Source organism: Streptomyces yangpuensis, assembly GCF_024666385.1.
In the GTDB taxonomy this organism is placed as follows: domain Bacteria; phylum Actinomycetota; class Actinomycetes; order Streptomycetales; family Streptomycetaceae; genus Streptomyces; species Streptomyces yangpuensis.
In genome coordinates, this window is sequence record NZ_CP102515.1 from 14,202 (window position 1) to 37,863 (window position 23,662).

General features: G+C 71.2%; 23 protein-coding genes, 2 tRNA genes and 4 pseudogenes. 12 read left to right on the forward strand and 17 right to left on the reverse strand.

The window, feature by feature from the left end:
- Nucleotides 1–169 precede the first annotated feature (169 nt).
- The gene (locus tag NRK68_RS33825; RefSeq protein ID WP_257858008.1) at nt 170–439 is read right to left on the reverse strand and encodes a hypothetical protein; all 270 of its coding nucleotides are present in this window, start codon (nt 437–439) and stop codon (nt 170–172) included.
- Between the two features lie 806 nt (nt 440–1,245).
- Between NRK68_RS33825 and NRK68_RS33830 the strand changes: the two genes are divergently transcribed.
- Both NRK68_RS33830 and NRK68_RS33835 read left to right on the forward strand, forming a co-directional pair.
- Nucleotides 1,246–1,321, forward strand: a tRNA-Ser gene (locus NRK68_RS33830).
- A gap of 178 nt (nt 1,322–1,499) precedes the next feature.
- Nucleotides 1,500–2,192: a hypothetical protein gene (locus tag NRK68_RS33835; RefSeq protein ID WP_257858009.1), complete on the forward strand. Its 693-nt coding sequence runs from the start codon at nt 1,500–1,502 to the stop codon at nt 2,190–2,192.
- 167 nt (nt 2,193–2,359) lie between these two features.
- Here the strand turns inward: NRK68_RS33835 and NRK68_RS33840 are convergent, their stop codons facing one another.
- The 5 genes from NRK68_RS33840 to NRK68_RS33860 form a co-directional block, all read right to left on the reverse strand.
- The gene (locus NRK68_RS33840) at nt 2,360–2,779 is read right to left on the reverse strand and encodes a hypothetical protein (RefSeq protein ID WP_257858010.1); all 420 of its coding nucleotides are present in this window, start codon (nt 2,777–2,779) and stop codon (nt 2,360–2,362) included.
- A 539-nt stretch (nt 2,780–3,318) separates the two neighbouring features.
- Complete coding sequence (locus NRK68_RS33845) at nt 3,319–3,852, reverse strand: hypothetical protein (RefSeq protein WP_257858011.1); 534 nt, start codon at nt 3,850–3,852, stop codon at nt 3,319–3,321.
- A 34-nt stretch (nt 3,853–3,886) separates the two neighbouring features.
- Complete coding sequence (locus NRK68_RS33850; protein WP_257858012.1) at nt 3,887–4,447, reverse strand: hypothetical protein; 561 nt, start codon at nt 4,445–4,447, stop codon at nt 3,887–3,889.
- A 503-nt stretch (nt 4,448–4,950) separates the two neighbouring features.
- Nucleotides 4,951–5,097, reverse strand: a complete 147-nt coding sequence (locus tag NRK68_RS33855) for a hypothetical protein (RefSeq protein ID WP_257858013.1) — start codon at nt 5,095–5,097, stop codon at nt 4,951–4,953.
- A 39-nt stretch (nt 5,098–5,136) separates the two neighbouring features.
- Nucleotides 5,137–5,514, reverse strand: coding sequence for a hypothetical protein (locus tag NRK68_RS33860; protein WP_257858014.1), 378 nt, complete (start codon nt 5,512–5,514; stop codon nt 5,137–5,139).
- Between the two features lie 419 nt (nt 5,515–5,933).
- Here NRK68_RS33860 and NRK68_RS33865 point away from each other — a divergent pair.
- Nucleotides 5,934–6,426, forward strand: a pseudogene (locus tag NRK68_RS33865) (hypothetical protein).
- Nucleotides 6,427–6,978: 552 nt separating this feature from the next.
- Entirely contained in the window at nt 6,979–7,194 is a 216-nt protein-coding gene (locus NRK68_RS33870) for a trypsin-like serine protease (protein WP_257858015.1), read from the forward strand.
- A gap of 128 nt (nt 7,195–7,322) precedes the next feature.
- Here the strand turns inward: NRK68_RS33870 and NRK68_RS33875 are convergent, their stop codons facing one another.
- From NRK68_RS33875 to istA, 3 genes are read right to left on the reverse strand one after another with little or no spacing between them, the layout of a single operon-like run.
- A complete protein-coding gene (locus NRK68_RS33875; protein ID WP_257858016.1) occupies nt 7,323–7,769 on the reverse strand; it encodes a DUF4279 domain-containing protein in 447 nt (148 codons plus the stop codon).
- A 37-nt stretch (nt 7,770–7,806) separates the two neighbouring features.
- A complete protein-coding gene (istB, locus tag NRK68_RS33880; RefSeq protein WP_257858017.1) occupies nt 7,807–8,592 on the reverse strand; it encodes an IS21-like element helper ATPase IstB in 786 nt (261 codons plus the stop codon).
- Complete coding sequence (istA, locus tag NRK68_RS33885; protein WP_257858018.1) at nt 8,589–10,220, reverse strand: IS21 family transposase; 1,632 nt, start codon at nt 10,218–10,220, stop codon at nt 8,589–8,591. The genes istB and istA overlap by 4 nt, the downstream gene beginning before the upstream one ends.
- 275 nt (nt 10,221–10,495) lie before the next feature.
- On the opposite strand from istA, the gene NRK68_RS33890 reads away from it, so the two are divergent.
- Complete coding sequence (locus tag NRK68_RS33890; RefSeq protein ID WP_257858019.1) at nt 10,496–10,885, forward strand: trypsin-like serine peptidase; 390 nt, start codon at nt 10,496–10,498, stop codon at nt 10,883–10,885.
- A 368-nt stretch (nt 10,886–11,253) separates the two neighbouring features.
- On the opposite strand, the gene NRK68_RS33895 is transcribed toward NRK68_RS33890, so the two are convergent.
- Both NRK68_RS33895 and NRK68_RS33900 read right to left on the reverse strand, forming a co-directional pair.
- A protein-coding gene (locus tag NRK68_RS33895) for an IS5 family transposase (RefSeq protein WP_373024640.1) occupies nt 11,254–12,185 on the reverse strand; the annotation gives its coding sequence in 2 pieces (ribosomal slippage) (nt 11,254–11,850 and nt 11,853–12,185; 930 coding nt in all).
- Nucleotides 12,186–12,261: 76 nt separating this feature from the next.
- Nucleotides 12,262–13,146, reverse strand: coding sequence for an IS982 family transposase (locus NRK68_RS33900; protein WP_257858020.1), 885 nt, complete (start codon nt 13,144–13,146; stop codon nt 12,262–12,264).
- Between the two features lie 81 nt (nt 13,147–13,227).
- On the opposite strand from NRK68_RS33900, the gene NRK68_RS33905 reads away from it, so the two are divergent.
- Nucleotides 13,228–13,301, forward strand: a tRNA-Gly gene (locus NRK68_RS33905).
- Between the two features lie 3 nt (nt 13,302–13,304).
- On the forward strand, nt 13,305–15,731 hold the full coding sequence (locus NRK68_RS33910) for a hypothetical protein (RefSeq protein WP_257858021.1): 2,427 nt from the start codon (nt 13,305–13,307) through the stop codon (nt 15,729–15,731).
- Nucleotides 15,732–15,874: 143 nt separating this feature from the next.
- On the opposite strand, the gene NRK68_RS36990 is transcribed toward NRK68_RS33910, so the two are convergent.
- A complete protein-coding gene (locus NRK68_RS36990) occupies nt 15,875–16,000 on the reverse strand; it encodes a hypothetical protein (RefSeq protein ID WP_373024753.1) in 126 nt (41 codons plus the stop codon).
- Nucleotides 16,001–16,120: 120 nt separating this feature from the next.
- Here NRK68_RS36990 and NRK68_RS33920 point away from each other — a divergent pair, with 120 nt between their 5' ends.
- Nucleotides 16,121–16,552: a DUF4259 domain-containing protein gene (locus tag NRK68_RS33920; protein WP_257858022.1), complete on the forward strand. Its 432-nt coding sequence runs from the start codon at nt 16,121–16,123 to the stop codon at nt 16,550–16,552.
- Between the two features lie 254 nt (nt 16,553–16,806).
- A pseudogene (locus NRK68_RS36840) lies at nt 16,807–16,887 on the forward strand (transposase); the annotation flags it as partial.
- Here the strand turns inward: NRK68_RS36840 and NRK68_RS33925 are convergent.
- A complete protein-coding gene (locus NRK68_RS33925) occupies nt 16,852–17,637 on the reverse strand; it encodes a class I SAM-dependent methyltransferase (protein WP_257858023.1) in 786 nt (261 codons plus the stop codon). The pseudogene NRK68_RS36840 and the gene NRK68_RS33925 sit on opposite strands and share 36 nt — an antisense overlap.
- 666 nt (nt 17,638–18,303) lie before the next feature.
- Between NRK68_RS33925 and NRK68_RS33930 the strand changes: the two genes are divergently transcribed.
- On the forward strand, nt 18,304–19,980 hold the full coding sequence (locus NRK68_RS33930) for a hypothetical protein (RefSeq protein WP_257858024.1): 1,677 nt from the start codon (nt 18,304–18,306) through the stop codon (nt 19,978–19,980).
- 332 nt (nt 19,981–20,312) lie between these two features.
- Here the strand turns inward: NRK68_RS33930 and NRK68_RS33935 are convergent, their stop codons facing one another.
- Nucleotides 20,313–20,576, reverse strand: coding sequence for a hypothetical protein (locus NRK68_RS33935; RefSeq protein WP_257858025.1), 264 nt, complete (start codon nt 20,574–20,576; stop codon nt 20,313–20,315).
- A complete protein-coding gene (locus tag NRK68_RS33940; RefSeq protein WP_257858026.1) occupies nt 20,573–20,878 on the reverse strand; it encodes a DUF6247 family protein in 306 nt (101 codons plus the stop codon). Before NRK68_RS33940 ends, NRK68_RS33935 begins: the two co-directional genes overlap by 4 nt.
- A 1,253-nt stretch (nt 20,879–22,131) precedes the next feature.
- Between NRK68_RS33940 and NRK68_RS33945 the strand changes: the two genes are divergently transcribed.
- On the forward strand, nt 22,132–22,407 hold the full coding sequence (locus NRK68_RS33945) for an isoamylase early set domain-containing protein (protein ID WP_257858027.1): 276 nt from the start codon (nt 22,132–22,134) through the stop codon (nt 22,405–22,407).
- 223 nt (nt 22,408–22,630) lie between these two features.
- On the opposite strand, the gene NRK68_RS33950 is transcribed toward NRK68_RS33945, so the two are convergent.
- The gene (locus NRK68_RS33950; RefSeq protein ID WP_257858028.1) at nt 22,631–22,906 is read right to left on the reverse strand and encodes a hypothetical protein; all 276 of its coding nucleotides are present in this window, start codon (nt 22,904–22,906) and stop codon (nt 22,631–22,633) included.
- Between the two features lie 215 nt (nt 22,907–23,121).
- Between NRK68_RS33950 and NRK68_RS37070 the strand changes: the two are divergent.
- A pseudogene (locus tag NRK68_RS37070) lies at nt 23,122–23,384 on the forward strand (winged helix-turn-helix domain-containing protein); the annotation flags it as partial.
- Here NRK68_RS37070 and NRK68_RS33955 read toward each other — a convergent pair.
- Nucleotides 23,371–23,649 (reverse strand): annotated as a pseudogene (locus NRK68_RS33955) (hypothetical protein); the annotation flags it as partial. The pseudogenes NRK68_RS37070 and NRK68_RS33955 overlap by 14 nt on opposite strands.
- Between the last annotated feature and the right edge of the window lie 13 nt (nt 23,650–23,662).

Below are 23,662 nucleotides of genomic sequence, written 5' to 3' on the forward strand. Positions count from 1 at the left end.
CCGACCGCAGAGCGCCCGGTGGCCGCACGGCGGGGACAAGCAGGACGCCTCGGATCTCTCATCTCAAGACAATGGCACCCCACGCCGAAGCAGCCGCTGACCAGCCACGAGCCGCTGGCACGCGCTGTCTCTCACCGCTGTCGCGAAACCGAGAGCCGCTGCGGTACAGCTATCGCGGGCCCCAGGCCTGCGTCCCGTTCCGGGCGTTGTACTGCGCGACCCACCCGGCGACGTCCGGGCAGTCCGCAGGCGGGTAGGCGACGTCGGACACGAGCCGGAGCGCCTTGGGGACGTTCGCGCCTGGGTGCATCTCGAAGACGTGGTCCCTGGCCCGGGCCAGCGCCAGGTACGCCGGCCCCGGCTCGCTGCCGTCCTCCAGCAGCACTCCCACCGAGCCGGCGTGCGCTGCACCCAGGTCCCTCAGCGTCTGGTCCACCATGCCCCGCCCCTTTCCCGCGCCACGACGGCCTGTGCCCGCCGGATCGGTGTCGGCGCCTGGCCGGGTCCAGCGTGCCGCACCCACCCGGCCGCGCGCCCCGCATCCGCTAAGGCTGAACACGAGTGGGGCCGCTGGCCCCGGGGGCGCAGCGCGCGCCCGCCACGGGGCATGCGGCCGGCGGTCCGTTTTGCCCAGGCCGGCTGTGTCCTGCCGCGGTGACACGATCCGGCAGGCTGTCCCCTACGCGCGGGGTGCGTAGGGGCGCTCGGTGCCGTGAGCCTTCAACGCGCTCTCGTAGCGGCCCCCGAGGGGGCGATCGCGGCCCTTCCGGACCGAGGGGGCAACGGCTCAGACGCTCTCGACCGCAGTGGTCACCCGCGTCGTCCTACGCACGAGGCGGTAGGACACCGCGGGGGGGCATGCACCCGGCACCACCGAAGTCGGTCCAGTGCCGTGTCCCGCTCGTCGCAGAGCTCGGAGACCGAGCGCCACTGCCCATCGGCACCGGCCTCGACCCACCAGACGACCTGGCAGTCCGCCTCGGTCTCTCCCCCGCCATCGTCATACACGCCGCAAGACGACGACCGCTCGGCCACGCCCAGTTCGGCACGCACGTCCTCTCCGCCCACTCGCCGGGCGGCCTCGCATACAGCTCACTCGGGCGGTCGCGCCACCGCGGGGAACAAGCGGCCTGCGGTCCTGCCGGATACGGCCGTTGCCCTGCGCCGGACGACTGCGAACGACAGGCTCGAAAACCGCTACGGGGGTCCTGGAGAGAGCGCATAGGGTGCGCGTACCGCGGCGGGGGAGTCGTAGCGCAGAGGTCGACGCGCCCTCTTGCTCAGAGGGAGGACGCCGGTTCGATTCCGGCCTGCTCCCCCACCGCGCACACCGGCGGCGGGTTGAGGCCGCCAGGCCGGGCGCAGCACCCGCTCCGGCACGGTCGTGCGGCGGCCGGTGCGGGCGCGCGCCGGAAGTCCGGCCCCGGTCGCGGGGCGCCGTCCGGTCGCCTCGTACGCTCCTTCCCACCATCCGCCCCTCCTCGCTGAAGAGAGTCTCCGTGCACACCGCTCACCGCCTGCTCGCCGTCGCCCTAACCGGTGCCGGGGCCCTCGGGCTCACCGGCTGCCTGTCGGCCGAAGCCTTCCCCGGCCAGCAAGGCTCCCGCGTGCTGAACGACTCCGCGACCGCGCTGCGCGGCGCGTCCACGTTCACCATGAGCGGGACAACGTCCAGCCAGGGGCAGGTGAACCTGTCGGTCAGCGAGACCGGCGAGTGCAAGGGCACCATCGAAGCCCGGGGCGGCGGCACCATCGACGTGGTCCGCACCCGGAATCACACCTTCCTCCGGGGCGACGAGGCCCACATCCTCGCCCTGACCAAGGACATGCCCGAGGAGCAGGCGAGCCGGGCCCGCAAGGAGATGTCGGGTCGCTGGACGCGGACGGAGAACTCGGACCTTTCCATGAAGGGACTGACCCTTCTGTGCGACCGCGACGGCCTCCTCAAGGAGATCTACGGCATCCAGGGCGCGGAAAAGGGCGCACTGACCAAGACCGACGGCCAGGAGGCGGTCACGATCAACACGACCGAGGGGGTCTTCCTCGTGGCCACCAAGGGCGAACCGTTTCTCCTCAAGATGACCACCGGCGGCCCGAACCCGATCGATCTCGCCTTCACCGGCATCAACCAGCCCGTCCAGGTGGACGCCCCGGCCGACAAGGACGTCTACGACGCGGACGCCAACGGCTGACCTCCACCCCGGCGCGCCCGTGATCGAACGGACGATCCTTGCGGGCGCGGGCGCCGGGGCGACAGCACGGTCACCCCGGGGACCAGCCCGGAGATCAGCCCGGTGTGCGGACGAACGCCGACAGGGGCAGTTGCAGTCGGCGGGACGCCAGGCGGACACCCGGGTGGTCAGCTCGCGGGGCGGTCGGCGATGTGGCGCTCGCACACCGCCCGGTGCTCCGGGAAGCGCAGAGCGATCTCAGAGAGCCTGGCGACCATCTCGGCGCGCGTGGGCAGGGGGTAGCACTCGTGGTGCAGCGCGATGCCCAGGCGAACGGCATCGTCCGCCTTGCGCACCCACCCGTCCAAGGTGGTTTTCATGGAGGCACCGTTGTCCGTCGCCGACCACGCTGCCACGTTCAGGAAAACGATCGCCTGCTCCACCGACGCCTGGCCAGCGTCCACCGCCCCGGCAACGATTTCGGCGATGTCATCGGCACCGTGGGCGTCGAGCAGATCGTCCACACGGTCGTACAGCTCGTCGGGGAAGTCACCCTCGTCCTGTTCCGACACCTGCACGGAACACAGCCGGGCCAGCGCAACGCCCACTGCTGACACCGTCATCGGGGCCGCCTGCTGGTAGCCACACGGACGGCTGGCAGCCGGGCCGGTCGCAGGTCCGCGACGGCCGCATCACTCACCACGGCCCGCCCATACCCGGTGAGGTGCGAGGAGGTTGAAGGGCGCAGGGGGCCACTCCAGGCGGGGGCCGGCGTCCTCCCCGCGGTACTGGCCGCCGCAGGAACAGAAGCTGCCCTCGTAGGTGTAGCAGGAATCGTCTCCACGGGCCACTTCCCTTCCAGTAGTTCGTCATCACGACGTCGAACACGGGGGTGAGCCGTCACCCTCGCGCCGGCCCGGCTCAGCGCCTGTCCCGGGAGCCTGCGGCCGCCGACGGGGACGGCAGCTGTCGGGAGGCGGGGGCGGCCCCGGCCGTACTGCGTCCCATGGATGGGGACCGGGGCCTGTCCCGCACACTCCATACCGGCACGGGCCGGGATGGAGCCTAGTCCGTGACGTCATTGCAGTTCAGCAGGTTTTCGGACTGCCGAACATCAGGCACTGGCCAGGGTCTGCGAGCACTCGCTTCAGGGGTGGCGGTAGCTGTTCACGTAGCGGCGGGCGGCGGCCTCGCTCGTGCCGAGCGCGGTTGCAACCATCTCGACCGGGATCCGGCCGACCTGCACCGCCAGCGCAGCCTCCGCGCCCACCTCGGCGATGAGGTGCCTGAGGTCCGCGAGGGCTTTCAGCGCCACGAGCGGATCCTTCACCCCCGCGGTCTCCAGGTTCTCCGTCAAGGCGGTCAGCAGGGCGGTGAGCGGTTCGGGGAGGGGCACGGCGGCGTCGCGGACCACGGTGAGGTGGGCCTGGTAGTCCGCGATCGGCCCAGCCAGATCAACGTCCGCCTCGTACAGGGGCGTCCGGTCGTCGAGGACGGTCCAGTCGAGCGGGTACTCGGCCGCGCCGCGCCACCCGCACGCGTAGGCGCCGCGCAGGAGCGCGGCCTTCGGGCGGCCGAACCGGCCGTCGTAGGCGTGCCACTCCGTCGACGACGGCACGTTGGCGCCGCTGCCGACGTCGAAGTACACCGGACCCGGCTCGCTCCCGTCCTCCAGCAGCACCCCACCGAGCCGGCGTGCGCCGCACCCAGGTCCCTCAGCGTCCGGTCCACCGCTCCCTGCCCCTCTCGCCATCTGTCGCCTGCGCGGGAAGTTCCAGCCCCCCGCTCCGTACAGCGCCCTTGCCCGCCACGGTGCGTACCGTCGTGCGGGAGACTCCAGCGGCGCGGGCGGTCTCGGTCTCCGACAGCCCGAGCCTGCCCGCGCGGCGCAGCAGTTCATCGCGTCCGCCCACTGTCCGGGCGAACTCCTGCAGGTCCGCGCGGACCTGGTCCTGCGCCTGAGCGTGGAGGTCGTCGACACTGCCGCGCTCGAGGAGTGTGCGCACCAGGGCGAGCGGGTGACCGGCCGCTTCGAGGAGGGCAGCGAGACGCTCGGATGCCGGGAGAGCCTGGTCCTGGCCGGAGGGCAGGAGCGCGTCGAGCCGGGCAAGCACCTCACCCAGGTCGGCGACCGCGTGGCGGGCCTCTGGCCACCTGCCCTCCTGCAGCGCGGCCGCGAGAGCGGCCACCTCGCGCAGGACCTCACCCGCCGCCGCGGCCAGCTGCCACTCCAACCCCGTCGCAGTGGTCATGGCGGTCGCACGGCTGTCCAACATGCTGCTCCCCTCCCCGTCGGCGTGTTCAACGAACCCGCCGCCCAAAGAACCCTGTCCAGTTCTGTACACACCGCGTGGGACAGGGCGGGACAGTCCCGCAAGGGCGGGCGTCGGCTCGCGGTGCCGGCACAGGCCGGGACGTGGCCGACATCGGCGCGTTGATCGGGTAGAGGCCGCAGCCACGGCGTGGTGGATGCTGTCGACCGGGGCGGTACCGGCGACGTGTGACGGCAGCCGGGCCTGCCCGCGGTCGACAGCGCCACGGGGGCCGGGAGCAGTCCGTCCGAAGGGCGGCTCCACAGCAGTCGCCATTGCACCCCTCGCCGGCGTGTGGCCGGGTGTTGCCACGCTGGGGCGAGGGGTGAGCGCCACCCGGGCAGAGTGCTCTCCCCCGGCCGATCGGGGCGACGGTCCGCCGATGACCGGAGGTCCTCGAGCACGTGCGCGTTCCCCGCCTGCAGGGCGGCCGCTCTCGTGCACAGGCCCGGCGGGCGCCGGCACGGTCAGCCTGCCGGTGTGTCGATGTCCTCGCACTCGCTGCCGGCGGCCGTCTCGGGCGGAGTGGCGATCGCCTTCTGCCAGTGCTCCCGCTCCCCCACCAGGCCCCGCTCGGCCGGCTCGGCGTACCAGGCCCACGCTTCACTGCCCACGGCGCCCGTGGTCGATCCGGACTGAACCGCGATCACGTACTAACGGCCGGGCTCCAGGACCGCGTAGCGGTCCGGGTCCTCCGTGACGTACCGGCCCGGGGCCCCGCCGTTCTTCACCCCTTGCGTGACGTCGAGAACAGCGCCGAACTCGCCCTTGAGGGCTTCCAGGGTCTTCACTCGGGTCGTCAGGTAGGCGCTTCCGCCGTCCTCCCGGTAGCGGGTGTTCTCGACCGCCTCCACGACAGCCACGGCCTGGGACCGCGCGGCGACGACGTCGTCCCGGCCCAGGTCGGGTCCGCAGACCGCGTGCGTAGCAGTAGCGGGCTCCTGGGCGGCGATGGTGAACCAGGCCGCGCCCGCCGCGGCGACAGCGGCCGCGAGGCAGCCGCCGACCCACACCTTCACGTGCATGTTCATCCCATAGCTTCTTGAGGTTGGCCTTGTCGACGTCGGTGGGGGCGTCGGGGTACCGGGCGACGTCCGGCCACATCACCGACGACACCGCGTTCGGGCCGCTGCCCGACTTGTGGCACAGACCGAGCGCATGCCCGAGCTCGTGCGCGGCGACCATCCGGCGGGTCGCCGGGTCGTAGGTGTCCATGCGCGCCTGTTGAAGCGGATCAGGTCCGTCGCCGCCGGCCCGGGACGGCGGGACCACACCCCGGCCGCAGAGCTGCGGGGGTCGGAGAAGTCCCCGTAGTTCAGGTCGTTGACGGTCGTCGCCGAATCCGGTGCGATCCTGATCCTCGCGCCCGGGTACGACCAGGCCCGGTTGGCGTGGGCGTACTCCGCCTTGTACTTCGTGCTCGCCGTCACCTGGTGTTTAAGGTGCGGGCATGGCTGTCCCCGAGATCATCCCTGTCGCCCATGAGCCGGATTACCGAACGAGTACCATCGGCCGGTTCAGCGGCGGCCAGTTTCTGGCTTCGATCACCTACGCATCCCCCCGACGGGTTTGCGATGGGCGACGGCTGGGAGGAGCAGCAGCGGCTCTTCGTCGTGCTGCACAGGTTCGACCACGACGGGCGCCACCAGGAGTCCGACATCTGGTGCGCCGGTACGTGGGCGGAGCAGATGAAACGTCCGTATGACGAGCGCTCCGTGGTTGCCCGCGCGGAAGCCCGGCTGGCCGACCTCCTCTCCGGCCTCGCAGAGCGTGAGTACTGCGACATCGCGATCCGGCCGTTCCGGCTCACCGTTGACGGTGTGGTCTTCGGCCTCATCACGGAGTGCCATACCGAGGACGAGAACGGCGAGCACGACTGGGCCGAGCTCTATCCGGACCAGTTGGGCTTCTCGGCTCCGTGGAACGGCGAGTACGACACCTGACAGACCGAGCGGTCAGCCGAGTCGCGAGGTCAGATGCACGCGGCCGCCCTCGCAGCATGCGCCGGGGCAGGCACGAAGAGCAGCACCGCGGTGAAAACAGCCGGACCTGCCCAGGGGTTGCGCATCCGATCAACGGTGGGGCAGCCCCCGCCGAAGGTTGATCGTTTCGGCCGGCGGCCGCTGCGGCGCCTTCGGGTTGTGGGCCGGCACTTGGCGCAGGCGGCACACCGGGCCGGCGGCCCCGCAGCGTCGGCTCTGTCGTATGCTCCGCGAAGGTTTGGCCTCGTACGGACGGTGAACCACGACCGGGAAGGGCACAGCCTCAAAGGCCCGGAGATGAACGAGAACCGGGATCAGGGGTGTGGGTGCATGGGAGACGCGCGCGGCAAATGGGGAGTTGTAGGCGCGGTCGTTCTCGTCCTGTGGGGGGCCACAGGCTGTGGCCCTGCCATGACAGCAGGGCGGGGCAGCCCGGCGTCCGTTGAAACGCGCATCGTGGTGCACGACGACGCCACCGCTGAGAGCCAACGCTTCGCCGCTGAGGAACGTTGGGTGGGAGGCGGCATAGCAGCCGTGGCCCGCAACGACGCCAAGGATGACCTGGTCCAGCCCGCCTGGACCGCCGGCGGGTCGATCGCCCGTACGGTCGGCCGGTTGTACGCCGCGGGCTCGAACGGCAACTCCGGTGCCTGCACCGCGACCGTCGTCGGCAGCCGCACCGTGATCACTGCGGCGCACTGCGTCAGGACGTCGGTCGAATGGCGTTAACGGTTTGGTATGGCCCCCCACTTTTCCGGTCTGAACTGGGCCCAGGTTGCCGCGACGAGCGCTTGTGCTCCGGCCCGGAGTGGCCCCGCTTCCGGTCTGTAGTGGCCCCGCTTTGATGGGCGGCGGTGTCAGCCGTTGCTGCGCGTCAAGTCGTATTCGCCGACATCCAGATCTGCGCCGGTTGCGGTGAGGAAGTCCAACACCACGCGGTCCAGGCGCCAGCCGAGGAGATTCGTGTCGTCCGGCGAGCCGGAGGGCTGCTCGTCATGCAGGTTGAACCAGCGGTTGACCTGAAGAATCGCGCTCCCGGGACCCAGACGGGTTGTCAGATCGGTGAGCGCCTCCATACGGGGCCGGAGCCTGCCGATGACCTGATCTATCTGCTCATCGACTGGCAGACCGGGCTCGCGGCAGACAACCTTCCAGACGTGACAGAACGGGATGATGTGAGGCGAGGTGGCTATGCTCCCCCGCACCGTGACCTCGTCCGGTTCCACGCCGAGCAACTGGGTGATCTCATCGGCGGTGGTCCCGACGCTGGAGATCGCAAAGTAGACGCACTGGGTCAACGACACCCGCGGAGACTACCGACGCAGCCGCACGGCCGCTCGACTATTTCCTCGCCTGCTGCCTGGCATTGGTCTGTGCGAGGCGGTACGACTCGGTGCCGGTCTCGATGATGGTGCCGTTGAAGGTGAGCCGGTCGACGATCGCCGCGCAGAGCCGGGGATCGGTGAAGGTCCTGGTCCAGCCTCCGAACGATTCGTTCGAGGCGATCGCAACACTGTTCTTCTCCTCCCTTTCCGTCAGAACCTGGAACAGCATCTCGGCGCCGCGGCGGTCCAGTTCGAGGTAACCCAGCTCGTCGATGCAGAGTAGATCGACGCGGCCGTAGCGGGCGATGGTCTTGGTCAGCTGCTTCTCGTCGGCTGCTTCGACGAGCTCGTTGACCAGGCGGGCGGCGAGCGCGTAGCGGACCCGGAAGCCGGCCATCGCGGCGGCGGATCCGAGGGCGATCAGCAGGTGGGTCTTGCCGGTGCCGGAGTCGCCGATCAGGCAGAGCGGCTCGCCCTTCTTGACCCACTCGCAGGTGGCGAGGTTGTTGACCAGGGCGGGTGTGACGTTCGGGTTGGCGGAGTAGTCGAAGTCAGACAGCCACTTCGAGCGCGGGAAGCCGGCCGCGCGGATGCGCCGCTCGGAGCGGCGTCGGTCGCGGTCCTCGCACTCGGCCATCAGCAGTTCGGCGAGGAAGCCGCGGTAGGAAAGGTGCTCTCGTTCGGCGCGGTTGACGGTGTCGGCGAACTGGGCCCGCATAGTCGGCAGCCGCAGGACGCGGCAGGCGGTGTCGATGGCGGCGTCGGAGGCGGGCTCGGTCAGGGTGTGGTGTGGGCCGGTCATCGCGGGTCCCTTCCGGGTCGGTGGTGCAGGAGCTGGTCCCAGCGCTCAAGCGCTGGCAGGGCACGCTGGTCGGGTGGCAGGCGGGCGGTGCGGCGTTCGGTCAGGCTCGGCAGCGGCAACTCGGGCGGGGCGACCGGTTCGGGCAGCGGGACGGTGACCGTGACCGTCGGGGACCGCCCCTCGCTCTCGGCGGCCTTGCGCGCCTCCAGCGCGACGACGTCAGCGGTGCAGGCCCCGGCTGCCAGGGCGGCCTGGATGCCGGCGACGACGTCGCGGTGCTGCAGGTGCCGGTGCAGCAGCAGGACGTGGACCAGGGCCTTCGTGCCGTCGCTCTCGCCGAGGGTGCGCTTGGCCGCGGACCAGAACGCCTCGTGAGCTGGGGTGAAGGTGCCCGCGCGACGGGCCTGGTCGAGTGCCTCGGAGCCGGCCAAGGCTCCCGGCTTGGCCAGCAGGACCTCCAGGAAGTGGTCCAGCACCAGCCGCTCGGCGCCCTTCGTAGTCAGTCGCGCGTGGCGGGCGATCTCGGTGCGGCCGTGGAAGACGACGACCTCGTTCGAGCGGAGCAGGACGTGGACGGTGCGGCCGATGTAGCGGACCGGGACCGAGTAGCGGCAGACCCGGACGGCGACCATGCCGTAGCGGTCGACGCGCGGGTTGAACGCCAGCCCGGTTTCGAACGGCTCGCCGGGCAGGGGCAGCAGGAGCGGGGCTTCGTGAGTGAAGTCCTGGCCGATGGTGCGGATCCGCATGCCGATCCGCCGGTTCTTCTCGGCTTGTTCGAACGCGATGAACGCGTCGTTGAGCTCGTCGAGGGAGTCGACGCGAGGGACGGGGGTGAGGTAGTTCCGGCGCCAGTAGCCGACCTGGCCCTCGACTCCGCCCTTCTCGTGGGCGCCGCGAAGTCCCGGCTCGCAGTAGAAGGGGGTGATCGAGTAGTGCAGGCGGAAGTCGTGCCAGCGCGGGTGCTCGTCCCGTGAGCGGCTCTTGCGGATCACCCTGGTCACGGCGGGTGAGAGGTTGTCATACCGTATCTGGCCTGCGGGTATGCCGCCCAGGGTGCGGAAGGCGTGGACGTGGCCGTCGAGGAAGGCCTCCTGTGCGCACGAGGTTGTGATCCGGTGGACGGCCTTGCCGGAGTAGGCGAGCCGGAACGCGAACAGGTAGCACTTGGTGCGCTCGCCAGCCAGGTCGACCCAGGCCTCCCCGAAGTCGACCTCCGCGTCCATGCCGGGCTGGTTGTGCCGGATCACGAACCCCGCCGCGGGTGCCGCCCCGGCGGCCTCCGAGATCTCCTGCCGTCGCCGGTGGACGTAGTCCCACACGGTCGAGTAGGCGATCTCCGCCCCGAGCTCCTGCCTTAGCCGGGCCAGGATCCGCTGCACGGTGTGCCGCTGCTTCGGCGGAGCCTCCAGGTCGTCCAGCAGCCATTGGTCGATCGTCTTCTTGAACGGCTCCAGCCGCGGCGAGTGCCTCCGCGGTGTCCGACGGGGCGGTGGCACCGCCGAGCACAGGGCCTCGCGGACCAGCCGCCGGTGAACGCCGTACTTCCGCGCGAGCGCGCGGACCGACAACCCATCCCGCCACGAGTCCCGGCGGATCAACAGGAACAGCTCTTCCTTCGAGGACACCACCCGGCATCGCCCCCTCCACGGAGACCTACGCCGAGCGTCCCAGCCCCACGTCGAGGGTGGGGCCAACGCAAGCCGGAACAACCCCCGAACGCTCCCGCACGCCCCGCCGGTGGGGCCAACTCGGGCCGGAAAGGCGGGGCCGAATCAGACCGTTAACGCCAGTCGAAGGAGCTCCGGCGCGTGCGGCCACCTGGGACAACGGCCTCTACTTCGTTCCGGGCTATCAGAACGGAACGGCACCTTACGGTGGCTTCACCGTGCGCCGGGTGAGGATGGCCGAGAACTGGCAGAAGGACGGCCTGGATGTCGCGATGCTGGAGATGAACCCCGGCCGCGACGGGCGGAACATATCGGAGGTGACCGGTGCCCAGCCCATCTCGTTCCTTGCGGAACCGAGCGGGCCGGCGCACTTCTTCGGATACCCGTACACGGACCGGGTGCTGCACTGCTCGGGTGTCACCACATGGGCGTCCGGCAAGACACTCTTGCGCGTCCCCTGCCTGATGGGGATGGGCTCGAGCGGCGGCCCCTACCTCTCGGGCGATGCCGCGGCGGAGGGAACCGTCGTCGCGGTGAACATCAGCGGCGACGGAAAAGCGAGCTACGGAACAGCGCTCGGCGCCTTCGCCCAGCGCCTCTACCAGCAATCCGAGTCCGGCTGACGAAGCCATGGGGACGGTCTGCACCCCCACGTCGGGCGGGGTTGACGCTGCCGTCCCATTCCATGACGCCGCCACCGGCCGTCCGTCCGTGCCAAGGCGTTCGGCCCGGCGGCGCGAGGCCCGGCCCATCACTCCCCCGTAGGGAAGCAGAAACCGGTGCCGGGCATGTCGGTGGCGGCCGTCGGGAGAGCCGTTCCTCGCCGTCGACGACCTCGCACGGCCCGGCCGCTGACCTGGCGGGCCGCCGGATGCCCGGGTGCGCCCCACCGGCCGTGCCGGACCGGAGGACCTGCGCCGAGCTGCGCGGCCCGCGGCTCACAATTCGATTGCCCGGCCCGGGTGATCGCCCCTAGGACTTGTCCGGTCGATCATGTGCGGAGCCAGATGGCGAGGGCTGCGGCGGTCGCGGTTCCGAGGAAGACGTAGCCGCGCTTGTCGTAGCGGGTGGCCACGGCTCTGGCGTGTTTGAGCCGGTTGATCGCCCGTTCGACGGTGTTGCGTTTCTTGTAGCGCTCTTCGTCGAAGCCGGGTGGCCGTCCGCCGCGTGAGCCTTTGCGTAGGCGGGCGGCCTGGCTGTCGGTCTTCTCCGGGATCGTGTGCCGGATGCCCCGGCGCCGCAGATATTCGCGGCACGGGCCGTTGCTGTAGGCCTTGTCCGCCGCGAGGCTGTCCGGCTTCTTCCGGGGCCTGCCCGGACCGGTCCGCGGGACGCGGATCTTCTCCAGCACGGGCGTGAACTGTGTGCAGTCCGCCCGCTGTCCGGGTGTGACGATCAGGGACAGCGGGCGGCAGCGGCCGTCCGCGCTCAGGTGGAGCTTGGTGGTGAACCCGCCGCGCGAGCGGCCCAGGCCCTCACCTCCTGCACCACCTCCACCAGGCGGGCGACCAGGCTCTGCCACGGCGTTTCGCCCTGGTGTTCTGCCGCTGCTTCCCCCTTTGAGGCGGGCGCCGGCGGTGGTTCGGTGCGAGCGCCCGCGGCGTGCTGATGTGCCCGCACGATGGTGGAGTCGACCGAGATGTCCCAGTCGATCTCCCCGGCCGCGTCGGCCTCGGCCTGGACCTGCTGGAGCAGGCGTTCCCAGGTTCCGTCGGCCGACCACAGGCGGTGGCGTTCGTAGACCGTCTTCCACGGGCCGAACCGTTCGGGCAGGTCACGCCACTGAACCCCGGTCCGCACCCGGTGCAGGATCCCGTCGATCACCTGCCGGTGATCCCGCCACCTGCCGCAACGCCTGTTACTGACCGGCAGGAACGGCCGCAGCCGTTCCCACTCGGCATCACTCAGATCTCCCCGCCCCATGTCCACATCAACGACACGACGGCGAAGTAGTCACATGATCGACCGGACACCCCCTAGATGAATGAGTCCGATGTCTTCAGTGGTCATAGGCGATCAGGGATCGTTTGACCGCGGCGCCGGTGGTCCAGTTGTGCCAGATGCCGGCGGCGAGGGCGAGGAGTCGTTGTCCGGTGCGGGCGAAGACGCCAGCCGGGGTTCTGCCGCCGTGGTGTTCCAGGCTGAGCTGGCCTTTGAGGGTGTCGATGACGGCCTCGATCCACTGGCGGACCCGGGCGATCTTCCCGTGCCGGACCGGCTCGTCCTTCCGGTCCGGCCGCACCAGATGAACCCCCAGCCGCTCGGTGCAGAAGGCTTCGAACTCCTTCCCGGCGAAGCCCTTGTCCGCGAGGATCACCTGCCCTGCGCGGACAAGGTGATGGTCGCGTTCCAGCAACGCGGCCATCACCTCCCGCTCGCCGATCTCGGGGTTGGCCAGGCACCAGGTGACGGGCATGCCCTCGGCAGTGGTGACCAGGTAGAGCCGGAAGCCCCAGAAGAAGCGGGAGTGGCTGCGGCAGTAGCCGTATCCGCAGTGTCCGGCCAGGTCGGAGCGCTTGACGGTCTCGCGGGAGGCCGCGCAGGGCAGCGGGGTGGAGTCGATCAGCCGCAGGTCGTCGTTCCAGGTCGGCACCTGCCGGGCCAGGGCCTCGATCGCGCGGCTGATCAGTGGCCCGGCAGCATTCAGGCGCTTGTTGTAGGCGGACTGCTGGGGCAGGTAGCGGAAGAGGTGGCCGAGGCGTGTGTGGGCGAAGCGGATCCAGTGCCGGGCCGAGGGGAAGCCGAGCAGGACCTGGGCAACGGCCAGGCACAGCAGTTCGGCGTCCGTCAGTTTCGGGGGTCGCCCGATCCGGCGATGGGGGGCCACATGGTCGTCGATGAACACGTACAGTGCCGCCAGAAGGGCGTCCAGGCCAGAAGTCACACTCAGGCCAACGGGCGCCCTTCGCCATGGTCGCGGCCAGCACAAACATCGGACTCATTCATCTAGGGTCGGGGCATCGAACGGCGTGTAGCTCAGTCAGCCAGAGCACCGGGCTTCCTACCCGGGGGGCGCAGGGGCAGATCCTGCCACGTCGGCTTATGAACGAGAACGCTGACCAACAGCACCCGACCGAGCCCGGCCGTCCGGCCGGTGCGCCCGCCGCGACGACCGGTCCGGCCACCGCCTCGTCGGCGTACGCCGCAGGCCAGTTGGCACGCGCGCTGCACACCTCCCTCTCGCACGCCGAGACGGCCACCCGCGACCGCGCCCTTGACCGGGTGCGGAAATGGCGTGCAGTGCTCGCGGGCATGGCGGACGGCAGCCTCACCGTCGGTTCGCGCACTCCGGTCGCCGGGCTGCCCGCCTGGGTCACCCCTGAGGTCGTCCGCGGCGGATTCGCGACCGGAACGCCCGCCGCGGGAGGGCCCCTCACACCGTACGAGGCGGACGCCGCCCGCCGGGCCGGCATACCGGCCGACCGTGCGGCGCTCTTCGCCCATGCGCTGACGGAACAGGGCCTCGAGGAACTGTGGCAGCTGCTGGACACCGGTCGCTACGAGGTGTCCCTGCCCGAGGAGGCGGCCCTCCTGACCGTCGCTTGGCTGGTACGGGCCGACGACTTCGGCACGGCAGCAGCTTTGGTGACGGAACTTCAGCCGTTCGCCGACCGGCTGCGTTTCCTGCCCCGCCCGGCCGACCGGCCCGCCCCCGACGCGAGCGCGGTGCACCGCCGCAGCGTCGGCGAGGTCTCGGGCGCGCTGCGGGCCCGCGGGCCCAAGACCGCCATCGAGGTGCAGCGCGAGGCCCTGGGCGTCTGGCGGCCCTTCGACGACGAGCTCCTCGGCTACTGGCTGCAGCACGGCGAGGCGGCCATCCCGGTCTGGGACACGGCCGATCGGCTTGGAGCGGAGGGCGTGCCCGGCCCCGGCCCGGCCACTGCCCGGCCCGGCCGCGGTGGCGGCGACGCGCGCGTGCAGGCGGGTGCCCTGCTGGAGCGCTACCACGCCCTGGCGGCGGCCCACACGCTGTGCCGTGGGCACCGCGACCAGAAGTCCAACACGGGCATCATGCTGCGGGCCCTGGAGGAGGCCGCCGCCGGTCGCCGGCTCACGCCCCGGCTCGCCGGGCTGCTGCGCCACGCGGTGACGGCCGTTGCCAAACGGGGCCTGCCCGGATCGGACCGGCACTCCCGGCTGCGCGCCGAGCAGGCGCGCCAGGCGGCCCTGCCGGCTCACCACGAGATCGCCGCCGCCGTGGCGGACCGCCTCGCACCGCTGGACCAGCGGGCCGGCACGCCCGACGTCGACGGGATGCTCGCGCCGGTCACGGAGGCGGAGGCAGCCGGGACCGGCCTGCCCGTCGGAACCGTTGTCCCGCCGCGTCTGCGGGAGGTGGTCCGCACCGCACTCAGCGCCCCGCCGGAGGACCTCGTCGCGCGCGGTCTGGTGCCCTCCGCGGAGGTGCTGGCCGAACTCGTTCCGCAGCTGGTGGCCAACGCCACCGCGGAGCGCCACGCCGACCCCGCCCTGCGGACCCTCGCGGCGGCCACGTACCGGGCGTTCCGCAACCGGCGTTCGCTGCTGCTGCTCAACCTGGCGCACCAGGTACGGGTGGACGAGCTGCCCTGGGTGCGCGCGGTCGCCGGCCACGGCAGCGACGCCGATACGGAGGCACGGGCGCGGGCGGCGGCAGAGGCCGCGCTGCGCCGCCTCGGAGACCTGGCCGTCGGCGCGTTCCCGGGGACGCTGCTGCCGAACCCGCTGGTACGGGAGATGTCCCACCTGGCGCGCCAGGCCGACCTCTCCGCGCCGTTCACCGAGGAGCTCGCGGCCGACATCTTCATGGGGACCTTCAGCCCGAAGTTCCTGACCGCCGCGCGCACGGCGGCCGACCTTCTGGAGGACAGCCTCTACACCCGCTACTACAGCATCGACTGCGCGGCGGTACGCAACATGGCGGTGGTGCACGCCGCCGACGGCATCGGCCGGACGCGTCCCGCCACGACAGCGCCCGCGTTCGACCGGCTGTGCGGGGAGCGGGCCGGTACGGACACCGCCCGCGCCTGGTCGCCGGCCGGCAACGGCACGGTCATCGAGCAGGCGCAGATCCTGACCACCCACAACCTGGCCGTCCTGGTGCGGCACGCGGGCGTCGCCCCGGAGGCGGGCTGGGAGGCCCTGGCCGAGGCGGGCTTCGCCGCGGTGTGCCGCCTCGTCGCCCGTGTCCACGGTCACCCGCGCCCGCTCGGCACCATCAAGGACGCGGCGTACGCCTGGCGGCAGATGCTGTTCTTCCTGTCGCTGTGCCCGCCCGCCCGGCAGGCCGCGCTCGTCCAGCGGATGGCGGCGGAGGCCGCCGGGCAGCCGTGGCACGCGGCTGCCCGCCTCGCCCCGGCGATCGCCGGGCTACGCCTGGTCGCGGGCGGCGGCGCCTTCGACGCGGACGGCACCGCACTGGGCGGCCTGGCCCGCCGGTTCCAGGGCTGGACCACGACCGGCCACTGGATGCGCGCGGCCGTCCGCTGACCGGTCGGGGCCGACCGTTCGCCGGATTCGGGCGTCGGGGAGCGCAGCCCCGTAGCAGTACAGGCCGTCGCCCGGTGGGGCGACGGCCCGTGCGCGTCCCGGTCAGCGGCGGGGGCCGCGTGGTCCGGCTACGGCAGGACGACCTACCCAGCCTCCAGGCCCTCGACGCTGGCATCGACCGCGACCTCGACGCCGTCATCGCCGGCCTGACGCTGCGCTGGAACTCCGGAGTCGTCGAAGGCCCACGTGAACCGGATCAAGATGCTCAAGCGCCAGGTGTTCGGCCGCGCTGGCTTCAACCTCCTGCGCAAACGGGTCCTGCTCGCCCCGTAGTCGTGTTGTCAGTGCTTGATGCGAGGATCCGGGCGACCATACGCAAGGAGATCAGCATGGGCACCTGGGATACCGGTCCCTTCGACAACGACACAGCCGCGGACTTCGCCAACGCCCTCGACGAAGCCGAGCCCGAGGCTCGCGAAGCCTTGGTCCGAGGCGTCCTTGTCCGGACAATCGACGCCACCGGCTATCTCACAGAAGCAGAAGAGGCGGTGGCGGCCGCCGCCTTGATCTCGGCGCAATGCCCGGGAGGCGAACCCGTCGACATGTCCTACGGTCCGGAAAAGCCAATGCCCGTGTTCCCTTCCGACCTTCGGGTACTCGCCGACGAAGCCCTCGCCCGCATCGTCGGCGACGAGGATGGGCCGGCCTTAAACTGGGTCGACCCGGAGGACTGGAAGCAGTGGCGAGCCATACTGACGCACCTTCGCGCAGTGCTTGCCCCGCCACCCCCTTCCATTGCACTCTTCGACGTTCAGCCGTAACGGAGCGTCATACAGCACGGAAGCTGAGCCAGAACCCGAGTTTTGAAGTCACCGGGGTGCTTGCCACGGGAGCCTCGGGATGCTCCTCGGGACGACGCGCCACGCCCCCTTACCCCCAGCGTGGGCCGCTGTGCCTTACGCCACGAGCTCCTACGACGCATGGGACTACGAGGGGTCCGCTGCCGGCTCTTTTCTGGCCCCCGCGGGCGAGGAACAGCACGACTCGGGAGCGGTACTCCTCGGCCGCGACGTCCCGCCGCTACATCATCCGGCGGAACAAGCATGTCCAGGACGAGCGCCTACGCAAGGTCGTGAACAGGGCGAACGTCGCCTGAGGCAGCCGCACTCCGACGGAACAAGGCAGTCCACAGGAACGTCACGCCGAACAGCTCTGACTCAGGCGGTTCCTCACGCATGCGGCGCAATTCGACCTCTGCCAGATCAGAGAAGATCCAGCGCAGCGCTTCGGGTGTGTAGGCGAGGCCGCCCTGCAAGTCGCGTTCTCGGTAGAGGTCAGCGTCGGTGAGTTCCGACCCCGTCCCCGCCTCGCCGGCGGCGAAGCAGGTGAGTGCGAGATGGCCGCCAGGTGCGAGGACGCGGTCGAGGAGGGCCAGGTAGCTGACGCGGCGGTGAGGCGGTAGGTGGTGGAAGCACCCTGAGTAGACGACCAGGTCGTACGGGCCGCTCAACTCGGTGGCGGGGAGGGCGAAAGCGTCACCGCGCAGGAAGCGGACGTCGACTCCAGCCTCGTGGGCTCGTTCCTCGCCCCAGGCGACGGCAACGGGCGAGAGGTCGACGGCGTCCACCTCGAAGCCGCGCGTTGCGAGGTACACGGCATTACGGCCCGGCCCGCACCCCAGGTCCAGGACCCGACCGGGAGCAATCAGGCCCTGGTCGAGATAGGCGGCCAGGTTCTCGTCCGGCTTGGACACAAAGAACGGGACCTGCCTCGACCGGTCGGCATAGAAGCGGTCCCAGAAGCCCTTTCCGTCGCCTGTCACCAAGCGGTCGGCCTCGGATTCAGATGCGAAGAGTCCGTCCAACAGTGCGAGAACGTCCTCGACGGTGCGTACGGTCCGGTCCATCCGGCCCCCCTTTCGACCGAGACCGATGATAGGAACGACGGGCATGAAGGGCCAGGTCAGACGGCATATAGCGAGGGCTGGAGTGGGCTGTTACGACCCCCTGAGAAGGCAGAGACGGAACCCCTCCAGGCCCCGGCCCCCTGCCCGCCCAAGCACCCCTCAGAGGCCCGAAAGGGGCCATCCTCGGCCGCGTCGAGGAGACTATTTCAGGGAGTTTTCCAGCGGTACCAACAGGGCGAACGTTGTCTGATGCGGCGTGAGTGACCTGAGCCGGAGAGCGCCCGCGATTGCGTCCTGGACGTGGCTCAGCTCAGCGTTGCCGCCTTGCGCCTATCGGTGGGTGGACGGTGCGGCCAGCGGCCGGCTCGTCACAGCGACCTGGCCTTTGCGCAGATGTCGCTCGACCGCGGCACCGTACGTTCGCCGCTCGACATGCAGGGGTTCAGGGGGCGGCCGGGGGCGCATCCGGGCGGAGGGTTCTGCGTGCGGCGGGGACAACTTGGGCGGTCGCGTGATGGATGACACAAACGGCCGGGGAACGGGGGGCCAAGGGACCTTTACGCGGTCGCGCCGCCGCAAAACTCCCTCTGTGCCGGGTGGAGCGGCTCTGTACTGTGAACGCTTCTTCGAGATCAACTCGACCGTTCGACAACACCAGGGGGGCCGGTGCGTAGTCGCCGACTCGTTTTTTCCGCCGCCGTGATCGCGGCAGGCATCGGGTTCGTGCCGGGGGGCATGGCCCAGGCCGCGGGACCGTCCGCCGACGGGGCCCACGGCGTCACCTCGTTCAAGGAGCTGCTCAAGAGCGCCGCGAACGCGTTCACCTTCAGCAGCCCCGCCGACCGGTCGGTGCTGAAGACCGGCCCGCCGGCCGCGGGAAGCAAGACTGCGGCCGCTGCGCAGGGGGCGGGTGCCGCTGTGGATGGTGACATCAAGATCGGTCTCAGCGGCACCGCCAGCACCGCGCGGACGATCGCCCTGAAGACCGATATCACCACCAACCTGAACGTGCTCTCGGTCGTGATCGACTGGGGCGACGGCACAAACAGCGGCGAGGCCGCCAGCGGCAGCACGACCATCACCACCCACCACAAGTACGCCGAGGTCGGCAGCTACACGGTCAGGGTCACCGTGTACGGGCCCGACGGTGCCGCGGGCGTCTCGGCGATCAACGAGATGCCGTTCATCACGCCGGGCTCGGAGTTCACCCCGCACAGCCCCACCCGTCTGCTCGACACCCGGGACGGCACGGGCGCCGTGCAGGCCGCGCCGGTGCCGGCGTGGGGCGAGACCCGTGTGAAGGTCGCCGGGAACCACGGCATCCCGGCCGACGTCGCCGCCGTGGTCCTCAACGTCACGGTCACCAACACCAGGGCCGCCGGTCACGTCCGCGCGTACGCCGACGGCACCGAGCGCCCGACGACGTCGAACGTGAACTACGCGGCCGGGGACTCGGTACCGAACCTGGTGATCGTGCCGGTCGGCAAGAACGGCTACGTGAACCTGTACAACAGCGGCGAGCAGGGCGTCGACCTGATCGCGGATGTGACCGGCTACTTCACCCGGTCCTCGGCCAGCGGCTACACCCCGACGGACCCGACGCGTTTCGTCGACACCCGCGAGGGCCTCGGCACCTCCCGGGGCCCGGTCCCCGGACAGAGCCAGTTCGGTGTCCAGATCGCCGGCACCCGCGGCATCCCGGCCGGCACGAAGGCCGTGGCGCTCAACGTGACCGTCACGGGCCCGCGGGCGGCCGGTCATCTGACCGTCTTCCCCAGCGGCCAGGCCGCGCCCAACACGTCCAACCTGAACTTCACCGGCGGCCAGACCATCGCCAACGCGGTCATCGTCCCCGTCGGCGCGGACGGCAGGATCAACGTCCGCAACGGCGGCTGGGACCCGGCCGACGTCATCGTCGACGTCGTCGGCCACTACAGCCCCGACGGCGTGAGCGCCTACATTCCCATCCGCCCCAAGAGGGACCTCGACACCCGCGACCCCGCACAGTGGCCCTCCGGGCCCCTGAAGCCCTACCGCTACATCTTCTCGACGTTCGGGGAGGAGGACCCGACGGCTACCGCCATGGTGCTGAACACCACGGTCACCAACACCGGCGGCGCCGGGCACCTCACGGTCGCTCCCGACCCCAACGCCCTGTGGCAGTACGAGAACAAGACGCATACCCCGCCGGTCGCACCGAACTACTCGACCCTGAACTGGACGGCCGGCAAGACCGTGCCGAACCTGGTCCAGGCGAGCACCGGCAACCACGGCATCGTCGACTTCTTCAACCGCAGCGGTAACAACACCGACCTCATCATCGACATCTACGACCGGCACTGAGCAGTCCCCGCACCGCATGTCATGAGGCTTTGAAAACCCGGCGGCCGCCGCCGTCGGATCTTGGCGAAGGCCTGCCGGGGCACAGGTGGTTGGCCTAGCCTGGGCGTGACGCGTGGGCCCTCAACTTGCGTTGTCACAGGCGCCGCCAGGGGCTTCACCCCTCTGGCGGCGCGCGCCCCGACCGGAGCGGTACCGCGCCCGGCCGGGCCGGGGTGGAGGAGCCGGGGCTAGCCGCGCTCCTCACCCCCGGGCGCGCCCGGTGACACCTTCCCGAAGAGCGACGGCGCCCCGGCCTGATCGCGGGGGCGTGCAGTGGGATGGCGGTACAAGGGTCATCCGAGCCAGACGATCTCCAGGACAGACATGCGCCGGGTGAACCGGTTGACCGTGTAGACGACGGACAGCTGCCCCACCGACGCAGCGCGGACGTCCTCACCCTCCGGGTCGCCGGTATTCCACTGAGGCCAGCCCCACGGGGAACGGACCGCGATGTCCAGGACGTCGCGGACCATCTCCCGGGCAGGCGCGGGAAGCCCGGCCAGAGTCTTTGCGGTGTGCGGGGACAGGCGCACCGCCCACGGCTGTTCTTCGGTCACGGGCGGCCGCCGAGGACGTCGTCGAGGTCGATGAAGTCGGAGTCGTCCTGGCCGGAGTCCATGAACGCATCCACGGCCGGGGCCGCGGCAACGCGGAGCTGCCAGGTGCGTACGACGTCGTGCAGGGGGGTGAGGCTGAAGGTGTGGCGGGCGTCGTCCAGGGCCTTGGTCCAGTCCCGTTCGAACGCCGGCACCCACGTCTCCGCGCGGCGGTCCGCGCGCAACTGCGCGCGGAGTTCGGCCGCAGCGCCGGGGGCGGGAGCGTACGGGGTGACGGGGGTGTGGTCGGGCTGGGCGCTCATCGAGGGTTCCTCCCGGCGGCGGGTCGTACCGCAACGGTACGCGCGCCGGGACAGTGCGGAAGCCTGCATGGTCAGATCCCTCCCCGCCGGGTGAGGGTGCGCGCGGGGGACCGGACGTCTGGCGCAGTGGCTCGTCCTGTGTGTTCCTGGTGGCGGCCGTGTGGTGGAGGTCGGTTTGTCGCGCGGTCGGTGTCGCTCGGGGCGCCGGTCAGGAGCCGGTCACGGTTGTGCACGGGCTGCTCCTAGACGTCGGGGGTGGTCGGGGCCTGTTCGATGATGTGGCCGAACCGGGAGTCCGGGCGGCTGCGGGTGGCGTAGCGGAAGCCGGCCAGGATGGTGCCCAAGGCGGTGTCCATGGCCCTGCGGACCGCCAGTAGCGGACGCCGTCCGTCCCGTGCGTGCCGTCAGCGCCGGCGACGGCCGTGGCGAGTGCGGCGCGGTTGAGGCGGGCGTGGGGCAGCCAGTCGACCACGACCTGTCCGTCGTCGATGTAGGCCGCGACGCCGCCCTGTTCCTCGTCCGTCAGCGGCTGGGGCGGCGCCACGTGGAAGCCGGCCGTGGCCAGCCCGAGACCCACCAGCACGCTGCCACCAGCCCGCCGCTGCCTACCCGTCACCACCATCCGTCTCCCCCTCTTCCCCGCGGTTCCCCGGTCAGGCGCCGGGGGCCGTGCCCGCCTCGCGGGCGGCAGGCCGCTGGACTTCCTCCGACGGCGCGACCAGCGGCCCGGCCTGAGACGGAGCGGACCGCGGCCGGTGGACGGCGCCCCGGTACAGGGCGGCGACGCCCGCCGTGCCGGCCAGGACCGACAGGACCGGACCGCGCGCCGCCGCCCCGCCACCGGCGAGGCGGCGAAAGCCGCTCGCCGGTGCCTGGCCGAGACCGCTCGGAAGGAACCTTCCTCCACTTGCTGCGTTCAGGACCTGAGCGAAACGTTGGCCGGGCCCTCGCGCGGATGGAGGAAGTCGCCGGCGACGCAGACGGACCCGACACCACGGCTGAGGACCGCGCACACTTCATGGCGCTCACGTCAGCGCAGCGGCAGCGACTCGTGACCGCCATGGGCGCTGCCTGCCCTCGGCCCGGCCCCACTCCCCCGGGCCGAAAGCCCCGGCACGTACCGACCCTGCCCCGCAGGCGAGGACCCGCCCGGGTGACCGGCGCACAGCCGCCGCCGCGTCCCGCCCCGGCCCGCACGCCGCGCAGGCGACGATCCACAGGCTTACCCGACATCTCAGGGTTGGAGATCACCCGTGCTCGAACGCAAGCAGCTCAAGGGCAGGACCCAGGTCACCTTCGTCCTGCCGGAGGACCGTCCCGCAGGGCCGGTCAGCGTGGTCGGGGACGCCAACCACTGGAACCCGGCCGCCCACCCCCTGCAGCCCCGCGGTGACGGTACCCGCGCAGCCCGGGTCTCCCTGCCCGCGCACAGCAGCCACTCCTTCCGCTACCTCGCCGCCGGCGACTACTGGTTCGACGACGAAACCGCCGACCACCACGACGGCACCAACAGCCGCGTCCACACCTGAGCCCATCCCGTCTGCGCCCGCAGCGACCCCGGTTTACCTCGGCCACGGCCGGACGGACGCCCACCAGGGAGCCGTACAGCACCCGCCACGGCTCCCGGAACAAGGGCCCGGCCACCCACCTCCTCCCGGCAACACCGGCGGGGCCGGGCCCGCCCCACGGAATCCCACAGCACACGCCCGCTCCAGCCGCCTGAGCGGCCGACGGCGGCGCCAGCCGGCGCAGCTATCGCGGGCCAGGGGCCGGCAGCGTGTTCCGGGCGTTGTACTGCGCGACCCACTCGACAACGTCGCGGCAGCCGTCCGGCGGGAAGGCGACATCGGGCACGAGCCGGAGCGCCTCGGGGATGTCCGCGCCCGGATGCGTCTCGCGGACGTGATCTCGGGCGCGGGCCAGCGCCTCGTCCAGCCGTCCGCTGTCCAGGACCAGCTCACCGAACGCGCCGCACAGGGCGCACCGGACGTACGTCACGTCGACCGCGGTCCGCATCCCGAACGACAACCGCGCCACCATCTCCATGCCCTGCCCAACGCGGCCGGGTCACGCCGGACACCGGCAGGACTGGCGGTAGTAGGGGTGGGGGCGGCCCGGGGTACTGCTTGCCCCCAGAGCGCTCTGGGCCCCGGGCCGCAGCCGAGCACGCCATATCGGCACGGGCTACCCGGACCCTAGCTTGACCGGCAGCGTTCATGCGGGGTTGCCAATCCTGTCCGGTCGCCTGGCGCGAGGACGGCATGGAGGGCTTGCGGTCGGCGGGTCCGGCGAACGCCCCGACCATCACCGACGAACAGTTCGCCGTGCTCGAGGAGGAACTCGGCAAGGGCCCGTCGGCGCACGGCACAGCTATGAAGACGAACGCTGGACCCTGCCTCGGGTCCAGACGTTGATCTGCCGGCATCTTCGGGTGAGCCTGTCGGTGGCGACGGTGTGGCGGCTGCTGAAGCGGCACGGCTGGTCCTGGCAGGTTCGTACCCGACGACGAGACAGGCCGCGGCCACCGGTCCCCCAGAGAGCTCCATGAGCCGGGCCAGGGCCGCCGCCTCGGATGGCAGGCCGGCCGGGTCGAGACCGAGGGCCCGGGCCGCGCGGTCGCGTCGCCGGTCGAGGTCGGGCAGGTCCTCCCGGTACTCGTCGGCGACCGCTAGAAGTTCTTCGGCCGTCCGCCCGGGAGCGTCCCGCCACCACGGCGCCACGAGGCACAGCCGCACCAGCTCCGGCAGCCCGCGTGCGAGCGGGCCAGCATCGTCGTGTACGGCG

Bases quoted from the DNA above. Each gene is read 5' to 3' on its own strand.
- NRK68_RS33825 (WP_257858008.1), bottom strand. From the start codon at position 439: ATGGTGGACCAGACGCTGAGGGACCTGGGTGCAGCGCACGCCGGCTCG.
- NRK68_RS33850 (WP_257858012.1), bottom strand. From the start codon at position 4,447: ATGTTGGACAGCCGTGCGACCGCCATGACCACTGCGACGGGGTTGGAG.
- NRK68_RS33860 (WP_257858014.1), bottom strand. From the start codon at position 5,514: ATGAACATGCACGTGAAGGTGTGGGTCGGCGGCTGCCTCGCGGCCGCT.
- istB (WP_257858017.1), bottom strand. From the start codon at position 8,592: ATGACCGGCCCACACCACACCCTGACCGAGCCCGCCTCCGACGCCGCC.
- NRK68_RS33890 (WP_257858019.1), top strand. From the start codon at position 10,496: ATGGCCGAGAACTGGCAGAAGGACGGCCTGGATGTCGCGATGCTGGAG.
- NRK68_RS33910 (WP_257858021.1), top strand. From the start codon at position 13,305: ATGAACGAGAACGCTGACCAACAGCACCCGACCGAGCCCGGCCGTCCG.
- NRK68_RS33920 (WP_257858022.1), top strand. From the start codon at position 16,121: ATGGGCACCTGGGATACCGGTCCCTTCGACAACGACACAGCCGCGGAC.
- NRK68_RS33925 (WP_257858023.1), bottom strand. From the start codon at position 17,637: ATGGACCGGACCGTACGCACCGTCGAGGACGTTCTCGCACTGTTGGAC.
- NRK68_RS33940 (WP_257858026.1), bottom strand. From the start codon at position 20,878: ATGAGCGCCCAGCCCGACCACACCCCCGTCACCCCGTACGCTCCCGCC.